A 19997-nucleotide genomic window follows, 5' to 3' on the forward strand; every position below is an offset into this window, starting at 1 on the left:
CTGATCAGGAGTCGAGGGGCTCGATCAGCGCGGGGGAGTTGTTGCGCACGTTGCCGACCGCCGTGTCGACCGGATGCCAGGCGAGGGTCTCGGCGACGTAGGGCGCGGCGTCCACGGCCGCATCGAGCACGTCGCGCGGGTAGTCGACGGTGGGGTCGAGCCAGGCGTCGGCGTGGTCCTGGTCCATGAACACCGGCATGCGTCCGTGGATCGAGCCGAGCGGTCCCATCGCCTCGCGGGTCAGGATCGTGAAGCTCAGCACCCAGCGGTCGGGCGCGTCGTCGGCCTTCGACGGATCCTTCCACCACTCGTACAGTCCGGCGAACAGCAGGGGAGATCCGTCTTCGGGGTGGATGAAGTGCGGGATCTTCGTCTTGCCGTCGGCCTGCAGCTGCCATTCGTAATAGCCCGTCGAGGGGATGATCGCGCGTCGCTTCTGCAGCGCGTTCTTGAACATCGCCTTCTCTTCGAGCTCCTCCGAGCGGGCGTTGAATGCCCTCGCCCCGATCGAGAGGTCTTTGGCCCACGAGGGCACGAGGCCCCATCGCGCGGGCTCGAGACGGCGGGTGGGTGGCTCGGTCTTCGCCGAGTCGAGCACCACCGCGACCGGATCGGTCGGCGCCACGTTGTACGAGGGCGGTGGCAGCTCGTCGGCCACCAGATCCACCCGCAGCTCGCCCACGAGCTCGTTTCCCGCCTTCGCCACGACGAATCGTCCGCACATGCCGCCAGCGTAGGCCCGTCCTCCGACATTCGCCGGAGGCGGGTGGATCAGTTCTCCGGCGGGAGCAGTCCGACGTGCTCGAGTCGCTCGGCGAGACCGGCTCCGTCGTCGGCGGTCACCCAGGGGATGTCCGCACCGGAGTGATCGTTCACGGCCGTGCGGCCACCGGCCAGTACGGCCTCAGCGGGGGAGAGGCGCCGGATCGCCACACCGGCGACGGACTCAGGATGCTCGCTCGTGAACTGCGTGTAGATCGCGTCGTCGTGCTGTCCGTCGTCGCCGACGAGCAGCCACTTCACATCGGGGAACTCCGAGGCCAGCCGACGCAGATTGGTGAGCTTGTGCTCGCTGCCTGAGCGGAACCATCGGTCGTGCGTCGGGCCCCAGTCGGTGAGGAGCAGGGAACCGGCGGGGTAGAGGTGCCGGCTCAGGAAGCGAGTGAGAGTCGGGGCGACGTTCCATGCGCCCGTCGACAGGTAGAGCATCGGCGCTCCGGGCTCCCGGCGCGCGAGGCGACCCAGCAGCACCGCCATGCCGGGCACGGGCTGCCGCGCGTGCTCGTCGCGCACGAACGAGTTCCAGGCGGCGAGCAGCGGGCGGGGCAGCGCGGTCACCATCACGGTGTCGTCCACGTCGCTCACGACGCCATGGCGCGCGCCCGGCGCGATGACCTGCAGCACCGACTCGCTCGATTCGCTGCCCTCGACGGAGGCCTCCACCTTCTGCCACCCGGGCAGCAGGTCGGCCTCGAGGCGCGCATCGATGACTCCGCCGCCGTCCGCGGCCACCTCGTGTGTGCGTCCGCCGATCGTGATGCGCACCGTGGCGTAGCCGACCGGGATGCTCGCGAAGGCGCGCCAGCCGCGCACACGCGCGCGCTCACCCGGCTTCGTGGACTTCACGGGCGGCACGATCAGCACCCGGCCGAGCACCCGCACCCAGCCGTCACCCCCGTAGCCCGGGAACAGCAGCACCGTCGGCTTGCGGCCGCGTCTGCGCGCCCGCCTCTCCCGCCACGCGTGCACGCGGCGCTCGATGCGGGCGATCCAGAGGATCCTGTCTCGGGGGGCTTTCGGGGACATCCGGTCCAGTGTCCCATGCGCGCCTGAACGGGCTGAGTCCGAGATCATTCTTCGTCGAGGTGGCGCTTCTCGAAGCGGGAGATGAGCTTCTCGATGAGGAAGACAACACCCACCAGCAGGATGAGCCCCCCGACCAGCACGAACACCGCGCCCTGCGCCTCGCCGGCGAGCTCCCGGTACGACCCCGCGGCCGTCGCCGCGATGCCGACGTAGAGAGCCGCCCACAGGATGCAGGAGGGGGCCGCCCAGAGGATGAACCTGCGGAAGGAGTAATGGCTCATGCCGACCGTGAGCGGCACGAGCTGGCGCAGGACGGGCAGGAAGCGCGCGAGGAAGATCGCGAGCCCGCCTCGGCGGGAGAGGTAGCGCTCGGCGCGATCCCAGTTCTTCTCGCCGATCCGGCGCCCGATCCAGGAGGTTCGGATCCGGGGTCCGAGCCACCGCCCGATCCCGAAGCCGATGCTCTCTCCCACGAGCGATCCGAGTGCGGCGGCAGCCGCGAGCAGCACGCCCTCCCAGACCGAGGTGACCCCCATCGCCGCCACGATCACGATGGTGTCGCCGGGCACGATCAGGCCGATCACCACGCTGAGCTCGAGCAGCATGGCCACGCCCGCGATCGTCATGCGCAGCACGGGATCGACCGACTCGACCACGTCGAGGATCCAACCGAGCGCGTCGTCCACGGCACGAGCCTAGGGCGGGCATGCCCTCGCGTGCCGATTGATACCCTGGGAACTCGCGCCGACGCGCTTTATCTCGGCCCTCCCACGATCGATTGGCAAGACCACCCGTGTCGCAGACAGATTCTTCCTCCGCCGTGCCCCACGAGGGCGGGTTCGATGTCCACGCCCTTCACTCGAAGTGGCAGTCGTACTGGGCGGAGCAGGGCACCTTCCTCGCGGGCGGCGACGACGACACGCGCCCCCGCAAGTACGTGCTGGCGATGTTCCCGTACCCCTCGGGCGACCTGCACATGGGCCACGCGGAGAACTACCTCTACAGCGACATCGTGGCGCGCTACTGGCGCCACCGCGGCTACAACGTGCTGCACCCGATCGGCTGGGACTCCTTCGGGCTGCCGGCCGAGAACGCAGCCATCCTGCGCGGCGCCGACCCCAAGGAGTGGACGTACGCCAACATCGCGCAGCAGCGCGACAGCATGAAGGCGTACGGCGCCTCCTTCGACTGGAGCCGTGTGCTCCACACCAGCGATGACGACTACTACCGCTGGAACCAGTGGCTGTTCCAGCAGCTGTACGAGCGGGGTCTGGCCTACCGCAAGGACAGCCCGGTCAACTGGTGCCCCAACGACCAGACCGTGCTCGCCAACGAGCAGGTCGTCGACGGCCACTGCGAGCGCTGCGGGGCCGCGGTCGTCAAGCGCAAGCTCACGCAGTGGTACTTCAAGATCACCGACTACGCCGACCGGCTGCTCGACGACCTGAACCAGCTCGAGGGCCGCTGGCCGCACAAGGTGCTGCAGATGCAGCGCAACTGGATCGGCCGCTCCATCGGCGCCGACGTCGATTTCGAGATCGAGGGCCGCGCCGAGAAGGTGACGGTGTTCACCACGCGTCCCGACACGCTGCACGGCGCGACCTTCATGGTGGTCGCGCCCGACAGCGACCTGGCCGCCGAGCTGGTCGCCAGTGCCTCACCCGAGGCCCGCACGCGCTTCCAGGACTACCTGGAGCAGACGCAGAAGCAGACCGACATCGAGCGTCAGGCGACCGACCGTCCCAAGACGGGCGTGTTCCTCGAGCGCTACGCGCTGAACCCGTTCACGGGCGAGCGCCTGCCGATCTGGGCCGCCGACTACGTCCTGGCCGACTATGGCCACGGTGCCGTGATGGCCGTGCCCGCGCACGATCAGCGCGACCTCGACTTCGCCCGCGCCTTCGACCTGCCGGTCAAGGTCGTGGTGGACACCACGGCTGCCGTCACGGGCGCCATTCCGGTGATCGAGGTCGACGAGGACGGCGTGCCGATTGACCCCGCCCTCTCCGACCTGGATCCGGCCGTCACCGGTCAGGCGCTGGCGGGCGAGGGGCGTATGGTCAACTCCGGTCCGCTCGACGGGCTGTCCAAGCGCAACGCGATCGCCCGCGCGATCGAGCTGCTCGAGGCCGCCGGAACGGGCCGGGCCTCGAAGCAGTACCGCCTGCGCGACTGGCTGATCTCGCGTCAGCGCTTCTGGGGCACCCCCATCCCGATGATCCACACCCAGAGCGGTGAGATCGTCCCGGTGCCGGCCGATGAGCTTCCCGTGCGGCTGCCGGACGCGGCAGGCCTCGACCTGAAGCCGAAGGGATCGTCGCCGCTCGGCGCGGCGACGGGCTGGGTCGAGACCACCGACCCGCGCACCGGCGAACCCGCGCTGCGCGACCCCGACACGATGGACACCTTCGTCGACAGCTCGTGGTACTTCCTGCGCTTCCTGTCGCCCGGCAACGCCGAGAAGGCCTTCGACTCGGCGGACGCCGATCGCTGGGCTCCTGTCGACGCGTACATCGGCGGTGTCGAGCACGCGATCCTGCACCTGCTCTACGCGCGCTTCATCACCAAGGTCCTCTTCGACATGGGCCTGGTGGACTTCACCGAGCCGTTCTCGAGCCTGATCAATCAGGGCATGGTGATCCTGGACGGCGCGAAGATGTCGAAGTCCAAGGGCAACCTGGTGCTCTTCAGCGAGGAGCTCGAGAAGCACGGCGCCGACGTGCTCCGGGTGGCGCTGGCCTTCGCCGGCCCCGTGGAGGACGACAAGGACTGGAGTGACGTCTCCACGACCGGCGCGTTCAAGTTCCTCTCTCGCGCGATGCGTCTGGCCAACGAGGTCTCGTCCGACCCCGGTGTCGACTTCGCCGCGGGTGACGCGACGCTTCGCCGCGTCACCCACAAGGTGCTCGCCGACGTCCCGGGCCTCGTCGAGCAGACGAAGTTCAACGTCGTCGTGGCGCGTCTTATGGAGCTCGTCAACGCGATCCGCAAGGCCGTCGACGGCTCCGCGGGCGCCGGGGACCCTGCGGTGCGTGAGGCCGTCGAGGCGACCGCGCTGATCCTGGATCTGGTCGCGCCGCACACCGCCGAGGAGATGTGGCAGGTCCTGGGGCACGAGGGCTCGATCGGTCTCGCCGTCTGGCCCGTCGCCGATCCGACGCTGCTCGTCGAGGACTCGGTGGTCGCCGTCGTCCAGATCGACGGCAAGGTGCGCTCGACGCTGTCGGTGTCGGCGAAGATCTCCGCCGAGGAGCTCGAGGCTCTCGCACGCGCCGACGAGAAGGTCATCCGCTCGCTCGACGGACGCGAGATCGTGCGGGCGATCGTCCGCGTCCCGAAGGTGGTCAGCTTCTCGACGAAGTGAGTCGCTGCGACGAAGACCGCGAGGGCGGGCGTCCGGTTCGCCGGTCGCCCGCCCTCGCGTCTCCGCCGCCGTGAGTCGCGCTCTACCGCTGAGTGGGTGCGCCGGGCAAGATGTGGAGCAGACAACGGTCCCACCCTGGAGCCCTGAGGAGCACGCATGACCCAGATCAGCCCGCCCGTCGACATCGCCCGCTCGCTGCGCATCCTGACCATCGTCACCGGCGCCATCGCCGTGGTGATGGGGGCCGCGATCCTCACCTGGCCGCTCAAGACCGCGGCGACGATCACCATCTTCATCGCCATCTACACGCTCATCGCCGGAGCGGTCGACATCGCTCTGGCGATCTTCTCGCGCGGGCTGGGCGTGTGGATGCGGATCGGCACGGCTGTTCTCGGACTGCTGTTCATCGCGGCGTCGATCGTCGCCTTCGCGAATCTCGAGAGCACGACCGTGCTCCTGGCGTTCTTCGTCGCCATCATGCTCGGTGTCTCCTGGATCTTCGATGGGGTGCTGACGCTGTTCTCCACGCGCGGTCAGGGTGGAGCGGGGCCTGTGGCCGCGTCGCGCGGGTGGACGATCGCCTACGCGATTCTCAGCATCCTCGCCGGCATCGCGGTGCTCTTCGCGCCGCTGCTCGCGGCGGTCTGGGTCTGGCTCCTGATCGGCATCTCGCTGGTGGTCTTCGGCATCGTGCAGATCGTGCGGGGTGTCAAGCTGGGTCGATGAGCCGCTGACGCGCGCGCTCTGTCGTCCCCAGCCGCGGGATTCCGACCTCGGTTCCCCCAGCGAACTCAGCGAGGCTCCGGGCCCCGCGCGGGTTCGTAGCGTTGAGGCGTGACGGCCGCTGAGGACACTCCCGCTGACCGCGCTCCTCTTCCCGAGATCGCCGAGCCGCCTCGGCGGCTGAAGCTCGGCCTCGGCGCGATCGTGCTGCTGGTGCTCGTCGCACTCGCGGTGACGATCGGCATCGGGGTGTGGCGCGGGTCCACCGCGCCCACCGCCGTGATCTCCGGGGCCACCCCGTCTCCGGGCGCCACCGCCCCGGCAGGGCGGATCTACGTGCACGTTGACGGGCGCGTACGCGTCGCGGGGCTCTACGTGCTGCCGGCGGGCTCGCGCGTCGTCGACGCCGTGGCGTCCGCCGGCGGATTCGCCGACGACGCCGACCGCTCGGCTGTGAACCTCGCGCGCGTTGTGGCCGACGGCGAGCAGCTGATCGTTCCGGCGAAGGGCGCCGCGCCCTCTGCTGCTGCGCCGCAGGCGGACGGAGCCGCGGACGACGGCACCATCGATCTCAACACCGCCGGCGCGGACGCGCTGGAAGAGCTTCCGCGCATCGGCCCGGCGCTGGCCGAGCGCATCATCGCCTGGAGAGAGGAGAACGGCCGCTTCGCTCACGTCGACGACCTTCTCGCGGTGCCGGGGATCGGCGACAAGATGCTCGAATCGCTCCGCGATCACGTGAGGGTCGGATGAGCCCGCCCATCCCCGAGACCGAGACCGAACTCGGCGGCCGTGATCTGCGGATGGTACCGGTCGCGGCGGTCGGGTGGGCTGCTGGTCTCTTCGCGGTGCTCTTTCCCGCAGCCGCGGCCTGGGTGGCAATCAGCGCGTGGGGGCTGGCCGTGACCGGTGTCGTGGCGCGCCGATGGTGGGCCGTCGCTGCCCGGACGGTGTGGACCGTGGGCGTGCTCGCGTGCGCCGTCGCGGGGACGGTCGCCGCACACGTGGCACTGGCTGAGCCGGGGCGGCGGCAGGTGTCCGAGCTCGCTGCCGGTCGGGCGGTCGAGATCGATGTCGTCGTGATCTCGAAGGTCGAGCGGCGCGGCGGGGCGCTCTGGTTCGACGCCGAGATGTCGATGGCGCGGCGCGGTGAGGAGCGGGTGACGGGATCGGCGCCGGTGACGGTCACGGTCGCGTCGGATGCCCTGGAGGGCGGGGTGCTCGACCTCGGATCGCGTGCGCACGTGCAGGGCAGCGCGCAGGCCTCCGAACCAGGCGACCGCGCGGTGATCACGCTGTTCGCACGCACGGTCGAGGTGCGCGCGGGACCGGCGTTCGGGCTGGACCTGACGGCCGGGCTGCGCGACGCCCTCGTCGCGCGTGCGGCACTGCTGCCGCAGCCGGGCGCGATGCTGCTGCCAGGCCTTGCCGTGGGAGACACCCGAACCGTGTCCGAAGAGCTCGACGCGGCGATGAAGGCGTCGTCGCTGTCGCACCTGACCGCGGTCAGCGGAGCGAACTGCGCGCTGGTGGTCGGCCTCGCCTTCGGCGCCGCCTCGCTGCTCGGCGCGACGCGGGCGGTGCGCATCACCGTGGGGCTCGCGGCGCTGGGCGGCTTCATACTGCTCGTCACACCCGAGCCGAGTGTGATCCGCGCGGGGGCGATGGCCGCGATCGCCCTCCTCGCGCTGGCGCTCGGCCGCACAGGTGCCGGCGTCGCGGTGCTCTCCCTTGCGACGACCGTGCTGCTCATCGCGGATCCGTGGCTCGCGACGTCCTACGGCTTCGTCCTCTCTGTCGTCGCAACCGGATCGCTCCTGCTGCTCGCCGCACCGCTTGCGCGGGGGCTCAGCCGCTGGCTCCCCGCTCCTCTCGCGCTGGCGCTGAGCGTGCCCCTGTCGGCACAGCTCGCCTGCGGCCCGGTGCTTGTGCTTCTCGCACCGGAGGTGCCGCTGTACGGCGTTCTCGCCAACCTGCTCGCAGATCCCGCCGCCCCGATCGTGACGGTGGTGGGTCTCGCCGCCTGCCTCGCGGCGCCTCTTCCGGCGCTGGCTGACGGACTGGCGGCCATCGCGTGGGTGCCGTCCGCGTGGATCGCCTCGACCGCGCAAACGATCGCTGCGCTCCCCGGTGCGCGCCTCACCTGGCCGCCCGGCCTGGGCGGCGCCGTACTTCTGGCATCCGCGGGGCTGCTCGCCGGCATCCTGATCCTGCGCTCCGGATCCGTCCGGGCTCGCGACCGCCGGATGCGTCGCATGGCCGCCGCGCTCCTCGCGATCGGGACGGGCGCCATGTCGGGCGCGGTAGCGCTGGGGGGTGCCGCGGGACCGCTCACCGTGCCGTCCGATTGGGCGATCGCCGCGTGCGACGTCGGGCAGGGAGACGCGCTGATCCTCCGCTCAGCCGACGCCGTTGCGGTCATCGACACCGGCCCGGAACCTGACCCGCTCGCCCGGTGCCTCTCACGCCTGGGCATCGGGCGCGTCGATCTGCTGGTGCTCACGCACTTCGACCGAGATCATTCGGGCGGCGCCCGCGCTCTGCGCGACCGAGTCGACACCGTCTTGCACGGCCCCGTCGAGGAGGCGCAGCAGCGGAGCGTGCTCGACGACCTCGGGCGCGTCGAGCGCGTATCCGCGGCAGCCGGGCTCAGCGGGGTGCTCGGCGGCGCGCGCTGGAGGGTGGTCTGGCCCCGCGCGGAGTCGAAGGCATTCGCGGCCGGCAACGATGCGAGCGTTGTCCTCGAGATCGCCGGCGCGGACCTGCCGCGCACGATCCTGCTGGGCGACCTCGGCGCTTCGGCGCAGTCCGCCCTCTTGCGATCGGCGCTCGTCGCGGGCCCCTATGACGTGGTGAAGGTCGCCCACCACGGCAGCGCAGATCAGGATCCTCAGCTGTATGCCGAGGTCGCCGCTCCGTTGGCGCTCATCTCGGTGGGGGAGGGAAACGACTTCGGGCATCCCCGCCCGGAGATCTTGGGCACGCTCGCCAATCTCGGCGCCACCATCGAGCGCACCGATGAGGAGGGTCTCGTGCTCGTCTCTCGTGCCGACGGGGGAGTGCGCGTGTGGCGCGAGCGCGCGCCGTGACATCGGTGCGCCGTCGGAGGCCGCCGGTAGGCTGGGGGAATGGCTGCCGCAACCGCTTCGAAGTCCGCCCGCGGGGCCAAGACCTCCATCCCGCAGCTGGCGTGGCGCAGCCCCCGCCCCGCTCCCATCGTGCTCGTGTCCGGGCCCGAGGAGGTCTGCGCCGAGCGCGCTATCGCCGGCGTCCGCGACTATCTCAAGGCCGAGGATCCGGCGCTCGAGATCACGGACATCCGCGCCGACGACTATGTGGCCGGAACCCTTCTTGCCGTATCCGCGCCCTCGTTGTTCGGGGAACCGCGCCTCGTGCGCGTCTCGGGCGTCGAGAAGTGCAGCGACGCGTTCCTCACGGAGGCTCTCTCTTACCTCGAGCACCCGCAGGAGGGCGCCACGGTCGTGCTGCGGCACACCTCCGCGACGGTGCGGGGCAAGAAGCTCCTCGATGCGATCCGGGCCGGAACCGGCGGCGGCGTCGAAGTGCCGTGCCCGGCGATCAAGAAGGACGCCGACCGCCAGGCCTTCGCCGCCGACGAGTTCACGTCGGTCGGCCGCCGCATCGCGCCGAAGGCGCTTCAAGCCCTGGTCTCGGCGTTCAGCGGCGACCTCGCCGAGCTGGCTGCCGCGTGCCAGCAGCTGCTCAACGACGTCGAGGGCGACATCACCGAGGCGGTCGTCAACCGCTACTACGGGGGCCGCGTGGAGCTCAACGCGTTCGTCGTGGCCGACGACGCGATCTCCGGCAACTACGGCAGCGCACTGGTCAACCTGCGTCATGCCCTGGCATCGGGCGCCGACCCGGTGCCGATCGTGGCGGCCTTCGCGATGAAGCTCCGCACGATGGCGAAGGTCGCCGGCGCTGGTCGCGAGAACAGCCGTGCCGTCGCGTCACGCCTCGGAATGCAGGATTGGCAGGTCGACCGCGCCCGCAGGGATCTTCAGGCCGGATGGACGCAGTCGACGCTCGGACTGGCGATCCAGGCCACCGCGCGCGCGGACGCGGAGGTCAAGGGCGCGTCGCGCGACCCCATCTTCGCCCTCGAGCGCATGGTGTCGGTCATCGCGAACCGGCGACCCTTCGGCGAGTAGATCCGGCACACGAAGAAGGCCCGCCCCAAATGGGACGGGCCTTCTCGACGATCAGCTGGTCAGAGACCGGCGACCTTGGAGGCGAGAGCCGACTTGCGGTTCGCGGCCTGGTTCTTGTGGATGACGCCCTTGCTCACGGCCTTGTCGAGCTTCTTGGCCGCCTTGGCGAAGGCGGTCTCAGCGGCGGCCTTGTCGCCGGCGGCGATGGCCTCGCGCGTCTTGCGGACGAACGACTTCAGCTCGCTCTTCACGGCCTTGTTGCGCTCGCGCGCCTTCTCGTTGGTCTTGATGCGCTTGATCTGCGACTTGATGTTTGCCACGTGTCAGAGGACTTTCGTTCAGAGGATGTTCGGACGATGTCGATTGACAAGAGAGGGGTGTCGCACGACGGGTGTGGATTGCTCCACACGCAAGCCAAGGACCAAGCTTAGCAGGTCAGTCCGCGGACGCCGCGAGCTGACGGGCCTCGAGTGTCGCGATTCCGAGATCGATCACCGCGTTGAACACCCTCGGCTGCATGGCGGTGGCGAGGTGGGTGGCGCGCGGCACCACGATCAGCTCCGCGTGCGGAACCAGTGATGTGAAGAGCCTCTCGTTGATGCGCAGCTGATCGTACTGCCCGTTCACGAACCACATCGGGATCCGGATCCGCTTCAGCGCCGCCGGCACATCCAGGCTCACGAGACTCGCCAGCACGGCATCCTGGATGTGGTCGGCATAGCCGCCTGCTCCGAAGTCGCCGCGCGTCTCCTCCGGCAGCGTGGCGCGCAGCACGGCCTGCGTGATCGCCGCCCCGCGATCGGGCAGGTTCAGGAGCGCATCCAGAATGGTGCGGTAGAACATCAGCCCGGGCCCGCGCGGGATCGCGGTGCAGCACGAGGCGATGTACGCGTCGACGGGCGGGGGAGTCTCCTGTCCGACGTAGACGGTCGAGAGGATCCCGCCCATGGAGTGCCCGATCAGCAGCACGGGTCCGCGCTCGGCGGCGTCGCGCACCGCGGCATCGATCGTCGCGAAGGCGGCGTCGAGCGTGAACTCCTCGGCCATGCGCGATCCGTGCCCCGGCAGGTCCGGAGCGAGGAAAGGCGTGCCGCGATCCGACAGATGCCGGATCTGCGCACGCCACATGGTCGCGGATGTGCGCACCCCATGCACCAGAACGACCTGAACGGGCCTCGGGTCCATCGGCATGGCACCACGCTAGCCGAAACGACTTCGGGGCCGGCGGCTCGAAAGCCACCGACCCCGAAGCGGATCAGGTCGGATCAGACCGCGAAGGCCTTACTTCTCCCAGCCGACGTTCTCGACGGGCGAGAGGCCGAACAGGTCGAGACCCGTGTAGGTCTCCGGCGTGAGGTTCGCCAGACCCTCCTTGGCCATCGAGATCCACGGACCCATGTAGAGCGGCAGGATGCCCCAGGTCTCCTGGATGATCTCCGACTCGAGCTTGAGGCCGGCGGCCGTCTGCTCGTCGGCGGTGGGCAGCGCGGCCACCTCGTCGGCGATGCGCTTGTCGATGTCCTCATTGCCCGAGGCCGACAGGTTCAGGCTCGAGTCCGAGCAGTACACCTGGCACATGTAGGCCACGCCGTACGGGTCGCTCGACGAGAAGCCGAGCATCACGAGGTCCCAGTCCTTCGTCGACAGCACGGTCGAGAAGTCGCTGGCCGGGCGCGCGTCGATCTCGACCGCGATGCCCACCTTGCTCAGCTGCTGCTGGATGACCTGCGCGCGGGCCTGCGTGATGGGGTCCTCGCCGAAGATCGGCAGGCGACCCTCGAGCTTGACGCCGTCCTTCTCGCGCACGTCGCCGTTGAGCGTCCAGCCGGCCTCGTCGAGGATGCTGTTGGCCTCATCGACGTTGAACTCCCAGCCGGCCTCCGACAGGGCGTCGACGTAGCCGTCCTGGAACGGGAAGAGCAGGAGCGAGCCCACCGGGTCCTCGGTGTAGTTGAGGCCGTCCCACATGACCTCCTTGATCTGCTCGCGGTCGATCGCCATGAGCATCGCCTTGCGCACGTCGAGGTCAGCGAACTGCGGACGCTCGGCGTTGATCTGGAAGAGGTTCGTCGCCGTGCGCTGGGCGCGGTAGGTGACGGCGCCGTCGACATCCTTGAGTTGCTCGAGGTTGTCGGCGGTGAGGTTGTCGGCGTAGTCGATCTCGCCGTTCTGGAACGCGTTGACCATGGCCACCGGGTCCAGCACGCGGAAGGTGACCTTGTCGAGCAGCGGCTTGTCGCCCCACCAGTTCTCGTTCGGCACGAAGGTGGCGGTGCCGCCGTTGAGGTCGAGGTCGTCGAGCTTGTACGGGCCGGCGCCCCACTCGGGGTGTGCCTCCTCCTGGTAGCCCGTGTTGAACACCTCAGGCGAGTTCACCTTCGGGTGCATCGGGTTCCAGAACAGGCCCTTCCACCAGGGGTAGACCTGCTTGAAGGTGACGACCGCCTGGTACTCGTCCTCGCCCTGCTCCACCGACTCGATCAGCGAGTAGCCGTCGGTGCTCGAGGGGGAGTACTCCTCGTTGGTGCCGTTGAGGGCCTCCCACGTGACCTTGTACGACTCCCACGTGAAGGGGGTGCCGTCGTTGAACTTGGCCTCGGGGTTGATCGTGAAGGTGAGGACCGTCTTGCCGTCCTTCTCCTCGGCGTCCCAGCCCGTGAGGTAGTTGGGGTTGGCCGAGGCCTCGCCCTCCGGCGTCATGAGGATCGTCTGCGGGTTGTACCAGGTCCACAGCGTGGTCGTGTCGACCGATCCGTCGCCGTGGTTCGGGTTCATCTGCGGCGTGATCTCCGTGATCGGGAAGACGACCTCGCCACCCTCCTGGAGGTTCTCACGCGGCTGCGGGTTGTAGTCCGCGCCGGTGATGGTCTCCTTCGGCGCGTCGCTCTCGCCGCCGCCTCCGCCGTTGCCGCCGCCGCCGGCGCAGCCGGCCAGTGCCAGAGCGAGCGCGCCGCCGGTGGCGACGACACCCAGCAGCTTGTGCTGAAGCTTCATTGCAGTGCTCCTTTCGACGCCTTGTGAGCGTCTTGGTGGATCTTTCTCGGTGGGGACCTATTCAGTTATGAGTCTTCACGGATGACCGCGGTCAGCGCCAGTGGCAGGCGTTGACGTGCACGCCCTCCTCGCCCGTCAGGGCGGGGACGTCGTTCTCGCAGCGGCTGCGCTCGGCCTCGCCGAGTGTCCGGTACAGCGGGCAGCGGGTGACGAAGGGGCAGCCGCGCGGCTGCTCGGTGGGGCTCGGCAGGTCGCCCGTCAGGACGATCCGCTCGCGGGTGCGTTCGATCACCGGGTCGGGAACCGGGATCGCGGACAGCAGCGCCTGCGTGTACGGATGCTGCGGATTGTCGAAGACGGCGTCGACATCGCCGTGCTCGACGAACGAGCCGAGGTACATCACGGCGACACGATCGGCGATGTGACGCACGACCGAGAGGTCGTGGGCGACGAAGAGGTACGACAGGCCGAGCTTGACCTTCAGCTCGTCGAGCAGGTTGATGACACCGGCCTGGATCGACACGTCGAGCGCCGACACGGGCTCGTCGAGCACAACGACCTTCGGGTTCGTCGCCAGCGCGCGGGCGATGCCGATGCGCTGGCGCTGGCCACCCGAGAACGCCGTGGGGAAGCGGTCGCTGTGTGCCGGGTTGAGCCCGACGAGGTCCATCAGCTCGTCGACGCGCGCCTCGACCCGCTCCTTGGCCTCGCCGATCGTCCGGAGCGGCTCGGCGATGATGTCGAACACCGTCATGCGCGGATCCAGGGCGCCCATCGGGTCCTGGAACACGATCTGGACGTCGCGGCGCAGGTCGCGCTCGGCGCGCGCGCTGGCGATGTCGGCGACGCTCACGCCATTGATCCGGATGTCGCCGTCCTGCTGCTTCGCGAGATCCATGATCTGCAGCAGGGTCGTCGTCTTGCCGGAGCCCGACTCGCCGACGATCGCCATGCACTCGCCCTCGCGGACGTCGAAGGACACGTTCTTGACGGCGTGCACGTCTCCGATGCGGCGCTTGAAGAACGCACCGCGCGTGAGCGGGAACGTCTTGGTGAGGTTGACGACCTCCAGCGTCGCCGGGCGCTGCTCGCGCGGGGTGCGCACGAGCTCCGAGGTGGGCACCGGGGGAACCGGGTACACCGGGGCGCCGTCGATGCGGCCCGCGCGGATCTCCTCCGCGCGAATGCAGGCGGCACGATGGTCGACCTTGCCGCCCACCGGCAGCAGCTCGGGCTCCTTGCGGCGGCACGCGTCGACCGCGATGGGGCAGCGGTCGGCGAACGGGCACTCGTCAGGCAGGTTGACCAGGAGGGGCGGATTCCCCTTGATGGGCACCAGCGGCTGCTTCTCGGCCTTGTCGACCCGCGGGATCGCGCCCAGCAGACCGATGGAGTAGGGCATGCGCGTGTCGGCGAACAGCTCGTCGACCGGCGCCTGCTCGATGGGCTTGCCCGCGTACATCACCAGCACGTCGTCGGCGATGTTCGCGACCACCCCCATGTCGTGCGTGATCATGATCACCGCGGCGCCCGTCTCGCGCTGGGCGGTCTTGATGAGTTCGAGGATCTGAGCCTGAATCGTCACGTCGAGGGCCGTGGTCGGCTCATCCGCGATGATCAGCTTGGGGCGGTTGGCCATCGCGATCGCGATCACCACGCGCTGGCGCATCCCGCCCGAGAACTCGTGCGGGAACGACTTGAGACGCTTCTCGGGGTTCGGGATGCCGACGAGGCGCAGCAGCTCGATCGAGCGCTTCTCGGCGTCGGCACGCGAGAGGCGGCTGTCGTGCACGGTGAGCGCCTCGACGAGCTGGTCGCCGATCGTGAACACGGGCGTGAGCGAGGTCAGCGGATCCTGGAAGATCATCGCGATGCCGTTGCCGCGCAGCTTCGACATCTGCGCGTCGGTCTTGCCGAGCAGCTCGTCGCCGTTGAAGCGCACGGAACCGCCGACGCGTGCGTTGTCGTCGAGGAGGCCCATGATGGCCAGCGACGTCACCGACTTGCCTGATCCGGATTCGCCCACGATGCCGAGGGTGCGTCCGGGATGGAGGTCGAAGCTCACGCCTCGGACGGCGTCGACGCGGCCCGCCTCGGAGGCGAAGCTCACGGTGAGGTCGCGCACCTCCAGGACGGCAGTGGACGTGGTGGGGTCTGCGATCGTCATGCGCGGCCTCCCGCCGCCGAGGTCGGGTCGAGGGCGTCGCGCAGTCCGTCGGCGATGAGCGCCATCGAGACCGTCAGCAGCGTCAGCGCGCCGGCCGGGAAGTAGAAGAGCCAGGGCGCGCTCGAGATGCTGTTCGCGCCGATGCCGATGAGGGAGCCGAGCGAGACGTCCGGCAGCTTCACTCCGAAGCCGATGAACGACAGGCCGGTCTCGGTGAGCACGGCCGAGACGACGCCGAGCGTGAAGTTGATCACGAGCAGCGAGCCGATGTTCGGCAGCATGTGACGCAGCACGATCGTGAAGCCGCGCACGCCCATGTAGCGCGCCGCCTGCACGTACTCGCGCTCGCGGATCGACAGAGACAGGGTCCAGATCACGCGGGCCGAGAAGAACCAGCCGACGAGGATCATCACCAGCGAGATGATGCGCCAGTCTCCGCCCGCCTCGTTCGAGATCATCGACAGGATCAGGAACGTCGGCATCACCATCAGGAAGTGGATGACGAGGAGCGTGATGCGCTCGACCCAGCCGCGGAAGTAGGCGGCCGCCGCGCCGATCACGGCGGAGAGGACGGTGGTGCCCACCGCGACGGTGATCGCGATCATGAGCGAGCGCTGGAGTCCGACCACGACCATCGCGTACAGGTCGTTGCCCGCGTTGTTGGTGCCGAACCAGTGCTCCGCGCTGGGCGGGTCGCTGAGCGCGAGGAAGTCGAGCTCGATGTGGTCCCACTGCTGGAAGGCGGGGCCGATGACGGCGAACAGCACCAGCAGCACGAAGATGCCGAGGCCGATGAGGGCACCGCGGTTGCGGCTGAAGCGGCGAGCGTAGAGCTCCCACTTGGACATGCGCTTGCGTCCGGCTTTGCGCAGCTCGTTCTCGGCGGGCGGCGGGTTCTCGCCGTGCTCGAGGGGGTCAACCATCGTGTCGATGCTCATGTCAGCTCACCCGCACTCGGGGGTCCAGGATCACGACGGCGATGTCCGAGAGGACGGCGCCGACCGCGGTGAACACAGCGCTGAACGCCGCCACCGCCACAACACCGTGGATGTCGTTGAGCGTGATCGTGTCGAGGAAGTACTTGCCCATGCCCTCCCACGCGAAGATGCGCTCCGTGAGCACCGCGCCGGTGAAGATCGCGGGGATCGAGAACGCCACCTGCGTGGCGACGGGGATGAGGGAGGTGCGCAGCGCATGACGGCGCACGGCCTGCGGCTTGGTGAGGCCCTTGGCCCGTGCCATGCGCACGTAGTCGGTCTTGATGTTGTCGAGCAGCAGGGAGCGCTGCAGGAAGTGGTACTGCGCGTATCCCGTGAGAACCAGCGCCAGGGTGGGGAGCACCAGATGCTGCAGCGTGTCGACGATCCGGGGGAAGAAGCCCTCCACGCCCACGGACCCAGCTCCGGTGACGTAGAAGATCCGCGTGCCGACCGCGTTGTTCAGCGCGATGGCGAGCAGCACGATGGCGAGCGCGCCGACGACGATCGGGATGTTCATCGTGACGATCGAGATGCCCTGCCACACGCGATCCGCCGTCTTGTACTGACGGGAGGCGGTGTAGACGCCGATCGCGACGCCCACGACCGTGAGGAGGATGGTCGCGCCCAGCATCAGCTCTGCCGAGATCCACATGCGGTACGCGACCTGGTCGTTCACCGACTGCCCGACGGGGCTCACACCCCAGTCCCAGCGCGTGACGATGCCGCTGAACCAGCCCCACCAGCGCTCGAGGAGCGGCACCTTGTCGTCGAGGTTGCGGGGACGCAGCAGGCCGACGATCTGCTCTTCCGTGAGGGGAGGGCGGCGACCGACGTAGTTCGCGCGGGGGTCGAGGAAACCCCACGCGAGGAGGTACGTCAGATTGGTCACCGCCAGGATCATCAGCAGCCAGCCGGCCGTGCGGCGGAGCAGGAATCGGATCAAGGCGTCGAACTTCTTTCGTAGCGAGCTTTGTGGGGGACGTTACCCCCGAGCCGGATCGTCGTCGTCGACGGATCCGGAGTGTGCGAAAAGCGTTATCGTTTCGCGCTCCCCTGGTGAAAGTACTGCAATGCACCCGAAATGCGGGAGCAACATGCGAGAGTCGACCGTGGGATCGGGCGAGTCTAACCGCCCACCGGGACCGCCTGGAGAGGGTGCTCCGCTGTGTGGGCGCCCGGCATGGGCACCGTAGACTCGTGGGGACATGTCACCTCGTGCCCTGAAGCCGCTCCTGCCTGCCGCCACGCCGCCGGAGCGCATCCGCAACTTCTGCATCATCGCCCACATCGACCACGGCAAGTCCACGCTGGCCGATCGCATGCTGCAGATCACCGGCGTCGTCTCCGACCGCGATATGCGCGCCCAGTACCTGGACCGCATGGACATCGAGCGCGAGCGCGGCATCACCATCAAGTCCCAGGCCGTGCGCATGCCGTGGGAGGTCGACGGCGAGACGGTCGCGCTCAACATGATCGACACGCCGGGGCACGTCGACTTCACCTACGAGGTCTCCCGCTCGCTCGCCGCGTGCGAGGGCGCCATCCTGCTGGTGGATGCGGCGCAGGGGATCGAGGCGCAGACCCTCGCGAACCTGTACCTCGCGCTCGAGAACGATCTGACGATCATCCCGGTGCTGAACAAGATCGACCTGCCCGCCGCCGATCCGGAGCGCTTCGCCAAGGAGCTCGCCGACCTCATCGGCGGCGACCCGGACGACGTGCTGCGTGTGTCGGGCAAGACCGGCCAGGGCGTGGAGGAGCTGCTCGATCGGCTGACGCGCGAGATCCCTGCGCCGAAGGGCGACGCGGACGCGCCGGCGCGCGCCATGATCTTCGACTCGGTCTACGACGCCTACCGCGGCGTGATCACCTACGTGCGCATGATCGACGGCAAGCTGTCGCCGCGAGAGCGCATCCAGATGATGTCGACCAAGGCGACGCACGAGGCGCTCGAGATCGGCGTGTCGGCGCCGGAGCCGACGCCCTCGCAGGGTCTCGGTGTGGGCGAGGTCGGCTACCTCATCACCGGCGTGAAGGACGTGCGCCAGTCGAAGGTCGGCGACACGGTGACCACGCACCGCTCGCCGGCGACCACGCCGCTGGCGGGCTATGTCGACCCGAAGCCGATGGTCTACTCGGGCCTCTACCCGATCGACGCGAGCGACTACCCGGATCTGCGCGACGCGCTCGACAAGCTGAAGCTGTCGGATGCCTCGCTCGCGTACGAGCCCGAGACCTCCGTGGCGCTCGGCTTCGGCTTCCGCTGCGGCTTCCTCGGTCTGCTGCACCTGGAGATCATCACCGAGCGTCTGGAGCGCGAGTTCGGGCTCGACCTGATCACGACCGCCCCCTCGGTGATCTACGAGGTGATGACCGAGGCCGGCGAGACCATCGTCGTGACGAACCCGAGCGAGTACCCCGACGGCAAGATCGGCGCGGTCTCCGAGCCGATCGTGAAGGCCTCGATCCTCGCCCCCAAGGACTACGTCGGCACGGTCATGGACCTCTGCCAGACCCGCCGCGGCACCATGCTCGGCATGGACTACCTCTCGGAGGAGCGCGTCGAGCTGAAGTACACGATGCCGCTCGGCGAGATCGTCTTCGACTTCTTCGACCAGCTCAAGAGCCGCACGCAGGGCTATGCCTCCTTCGACTACGAGCCCGCCGGCCGCCAGGAGGCCGACCTCGTGAAGGTCGACATCCTGCTGCAGGGCGAGCGCGTCGACGCCTTCAGCGCGATCGTGCACCGTGAGAAGGCCTACGGCTACGGCACCGTCATGACCGAGCGCCTGCGCAAGCTCATCCCGCGCCAGCAGTTCGAGGTGCCAATCCAGGCGGCGATCGGCGCGCGCGTGATCGCACGCGAGAACATCCGGGCGATCCGCAAGGACGTGCTCGCGAAGTGCTACGGCGGTGACATCACCCGCAAGCGCAAGCTGCTCGAGAAGCAGAAGGAAGGCAAGAAGCGCATGAAGATGGTCGGCCGGGTCGAGGTGCCCCAGGAGGCCTTCATCGCGGCGCTGTCGGGAGACGTGGAGACCAAGGGCAAGTGACAGGCGGGCCGGATGCCGAGCGGCATCCGGCCTGGCACCGAAGGGAGCCGGCGGCTCCCGCCCCAACGCGTAGGGTGGAGAACATGCGTCGCGGCAGCTTCCAAGACGAGACGGTCGACTACGCGGCGGTCGGCGCCACGCAGGCGCACGATCTGCTGCAGTATCCGCCGAAGGGCAGCCTCCCGGCTGCTGATTCGTGGCGCATCGGATCCGGCGAGGATCGCTTCCGCACCGCGGGTGACGCCCTGCTCTCCTGGGGCGCGCTCAAGGGGGCGGGCCTGAGGGTCTACGACGTGCGGCCGGCGCAGGGCCCCGCGTACTCGGGCGTCAGCTTCGACAGCGAGGGCAAGCCGATCGTCCCCTCGCGCCTCGAGATCGACCAGCGCTACGACGCGGATGGCACGCCGTACGCCGGCCCGGGCACCACACTGCGCGTTCAGGGCCGTGTCTCGGGCATGCGCGCGGATGGTGAGCTGCGCGTGATCTTCGTGATCGAGGAGGCGCGTCGGATCGGCTTCGCCCTCGGCACGGTCGGCGGCTCGATGGTCTCGGGCGAGGAGTCGTTCATGATCGAGTGGTACGACAACGACGAGGTGTGGTTCACGGTGAAGGCGTTCGATCGTCCGGTGGGCCTGCTCTATCGGCTGTCCAAGGCCGTCGTGCGCCGCCGCCGCAAGGCGCTGTTCGCCGGATACCTTCGCGCGATCTCGCCGCTGTTCCAGACGCCCGGTTCGTGAG

The 19997-nt window shown here is 69.1% G+C and carries 16 protein-coding genes; 7 read left to right on the forward strand and 9 right to left on the reverse strand.

Annotated features, from left to right (window positions below):
- Positions 1-4: 4 nt before the first annotated feature.
- The 3 genes from J5V96_RS11500 to J5V96_RS11510 are packed head-to-tail and all read right to left on the reverse strand — an operon-like array spanning position 5 to position 2492.
- Positions 5-724 (reverse strand): SOS response-associated peptidase, encoded by a 720-nt coding sequence (locus J5V96_RS11500; RefSeq protein ID WP_208503893.1) that lies wholly within the window; start codon positions 722-724, stop codon positions 5-7.
- A gap of 47 nt (positions 725-771) precedes the next feature.
- A complete protein-coding gene (locus J5V96_RS11505; protein WP_208503895.1) occupies positions 772-1806 on the reverse strand; it encodes an App1 family protein phosphatidate phosphatase in 1035 nt (344 codons plus the stop codon).
- Positions 1807-1850: 44 nt separating this feature from the next.
- Entirely contained in the window at positions 1851-2492 is a 642-nt protein-coding gene (locus J5V96_RS11510; protein WP_208503896.1) for a DedA family protein, read from the reverse strand.
- A gap of 107 nt (positions 2493-2599) precedes the next feature.
- Between J5V96_RS11510 and leuS the strand changes: the two genes are divergently transcribed.
- The 5 genes from leuS to holA all read left to right on the forward strand — a co-directional run bounded on the left by leuS (position 2600) and on the right by holA (position 10065).
- A complete protein-coding gene (gene leuS, locus J5V96_RS11515) occupies positions 2600-5170 on the forward strand; it encodes a leucine--tRNA ligase (RefSeq protein ID WP_208503898.1) in 2571 nt (856 codons plus the stop codon).
- Between the two features lie 156 nt (positions 5171-5326).
- A complete protein-coding gene (locus J5V96_RS11520) occupies positions 5327-5896 on the forward strand; it encodes an HdeD family acid-resistance protein (protein WP_208503900.1) in 570 nt (189 codons plus the stop codon).
- Positions 5897-6004: 108 nt separating this feature from the next.
- Complete coding sequence (locus J5V96_RS11525; RefSeq protein ID WP_307793607.1) at positions 6005-6646, forward strand: ComEA family DNA-binding protein; 642 nt, start codon at positions 6005-6007, stop codon at positions 6644-6646.
- On the forward strand, positions 6643-8982 hold the full coding sequence (locus tag J5V96_RS11530) for a ComEC/Rec2 family competence protein (RefSeq protein ID WP_208503903.1): 2340 nt from the start codon (positions 6643-6645) through the stop codon (positions 8980-8982). Before J5V96_RS11525 ends, J5V96_RS11530 begins: the two co-directional genes overlap by 4 nt.
- Before the next feature lie 39 nt (positions 8983-9021).
- Positions 9022-10065 carry a DNA polymerase III subunit delta gene (gene holA / locus J5V96_RS11535; protein ID WP_208503905.1) on the forward strand — a complete coding sequence of 348 codons (1044 nt, stop codon included), beginning with the start codon at positions 9022-9024 and terminating at the stop codon, positions 10063-10065.
- Positions 10066-10124: 59 nt separating this feature from the next.
- Here the strand turns inward: holA and rpsT are convergent, their stop codons facing one another.
- The 6 genes from rpsT to J5V96_RS11565 form a co-directional block, all read right to left on the reverse strand.
- The gene (rpsT, locus tag J5V96_RS11540) at positions 10125-10385 is read right to left on the reverse strand and encodes a 30S ribosomal protein S20 (RefSeq protein WP_208503907.1); all 261 of its coding nucleotides are present in this window, start codon (positions 10383-10385) and stop codon (positions 10125-10127) included.
- Positions 10386-10500: 115 nt separating this feature from the next.
- On the reverse strand, positions 10501-11256 hold the full coding sequence (locus tag J5V96_RS11545) for an alpha/beta fold hydrolase (RefSeq protein ID WP_372439942.1): 756 nt from the start codon (positions 11254-11256) through the stop codon (positions 10501-10503).
- A gap of 90 nt (positions 11257-11346) precedes the next feature.
- Positions 11347-13059: an ABC transporter family substrate-binding protein gene (locus J5V96_RS11550; RefSeq protein ID WP_208503910.1), complete on the reverse strand. Its 1713-nt coding sequence runs from the start codon at positions 13057-13059 to the stop codon at positions 11347-11349.
- A 91-nt stretch (positions 13060-13150) separates the two neighbouring features.
- Positions 13151-15226, reverse strand: coding sequence for an ABC transporter ATP-binding protein (locus J5V96_RS11555; protein WP_208503911.1), 2076 nt, complete (start codon positions 15224-15226; stop codon positions 13151-13153).
- Positions 15223-16149 (reverse strand): ABC transporter permease, encoded by a 927-nt coding sequence (locus J5V96_RS11560; RefSeq protein WP_236014755.1) that lies wholly within the window; start codon positions 16147-16149, stop codon positions 15223-15225. Before J5V96_RS11560 ends, J5V96_RS11555 begins: the two co-directional genes overlap by 4 nt.
- A gap of 16 nt (positions 16150-16165) precedes the next feature.
- Positions 16166-17149, reverse strand: coding sequence for an ABC transporter permease (locus J5V96_RS11565; RefSeq protein ID WP_208503913.1), 984 nt, complete (start codon positions 17147-17149; stop codon positions 16166-16168).
- Positions 17150-17411: 262 nt separating this feature from the next.
- Between J5V96_RS11565 and lepA the strand changes: the two genes are divergently transcribed.
- Complete coding sequence (gene lepA / locus J5V96_RS11570; RefSeq protein ID WP_208503915.1) at positions 17412-19259, forward strand: translation elongation factor 4; 1848 nt, start codon at positions 17412-17414, stop codon at positions 19257-19259.
- A gap of 83 nt (positions 19260-19342) precedes the next feature.
- Entirely contained in the window at positions 19343-19996 is a 654-nt protein-coding gene (locus tag J5V96_RS11575) for a DUF1990 domain-containing protein (protein WP_208503917.1), read from the forward strand.
- Position 19997 lies beyond the last annotated feature (1 nt).

Source organism: Microbacterium stercoris, from assembly GCF_017592545.1.
GTDB lineage: Bacteria > Actinomycetota > Actinomycetes > Actinomycetales > Microbacteriaceae > Microbacterium > Microbacterium stercoris.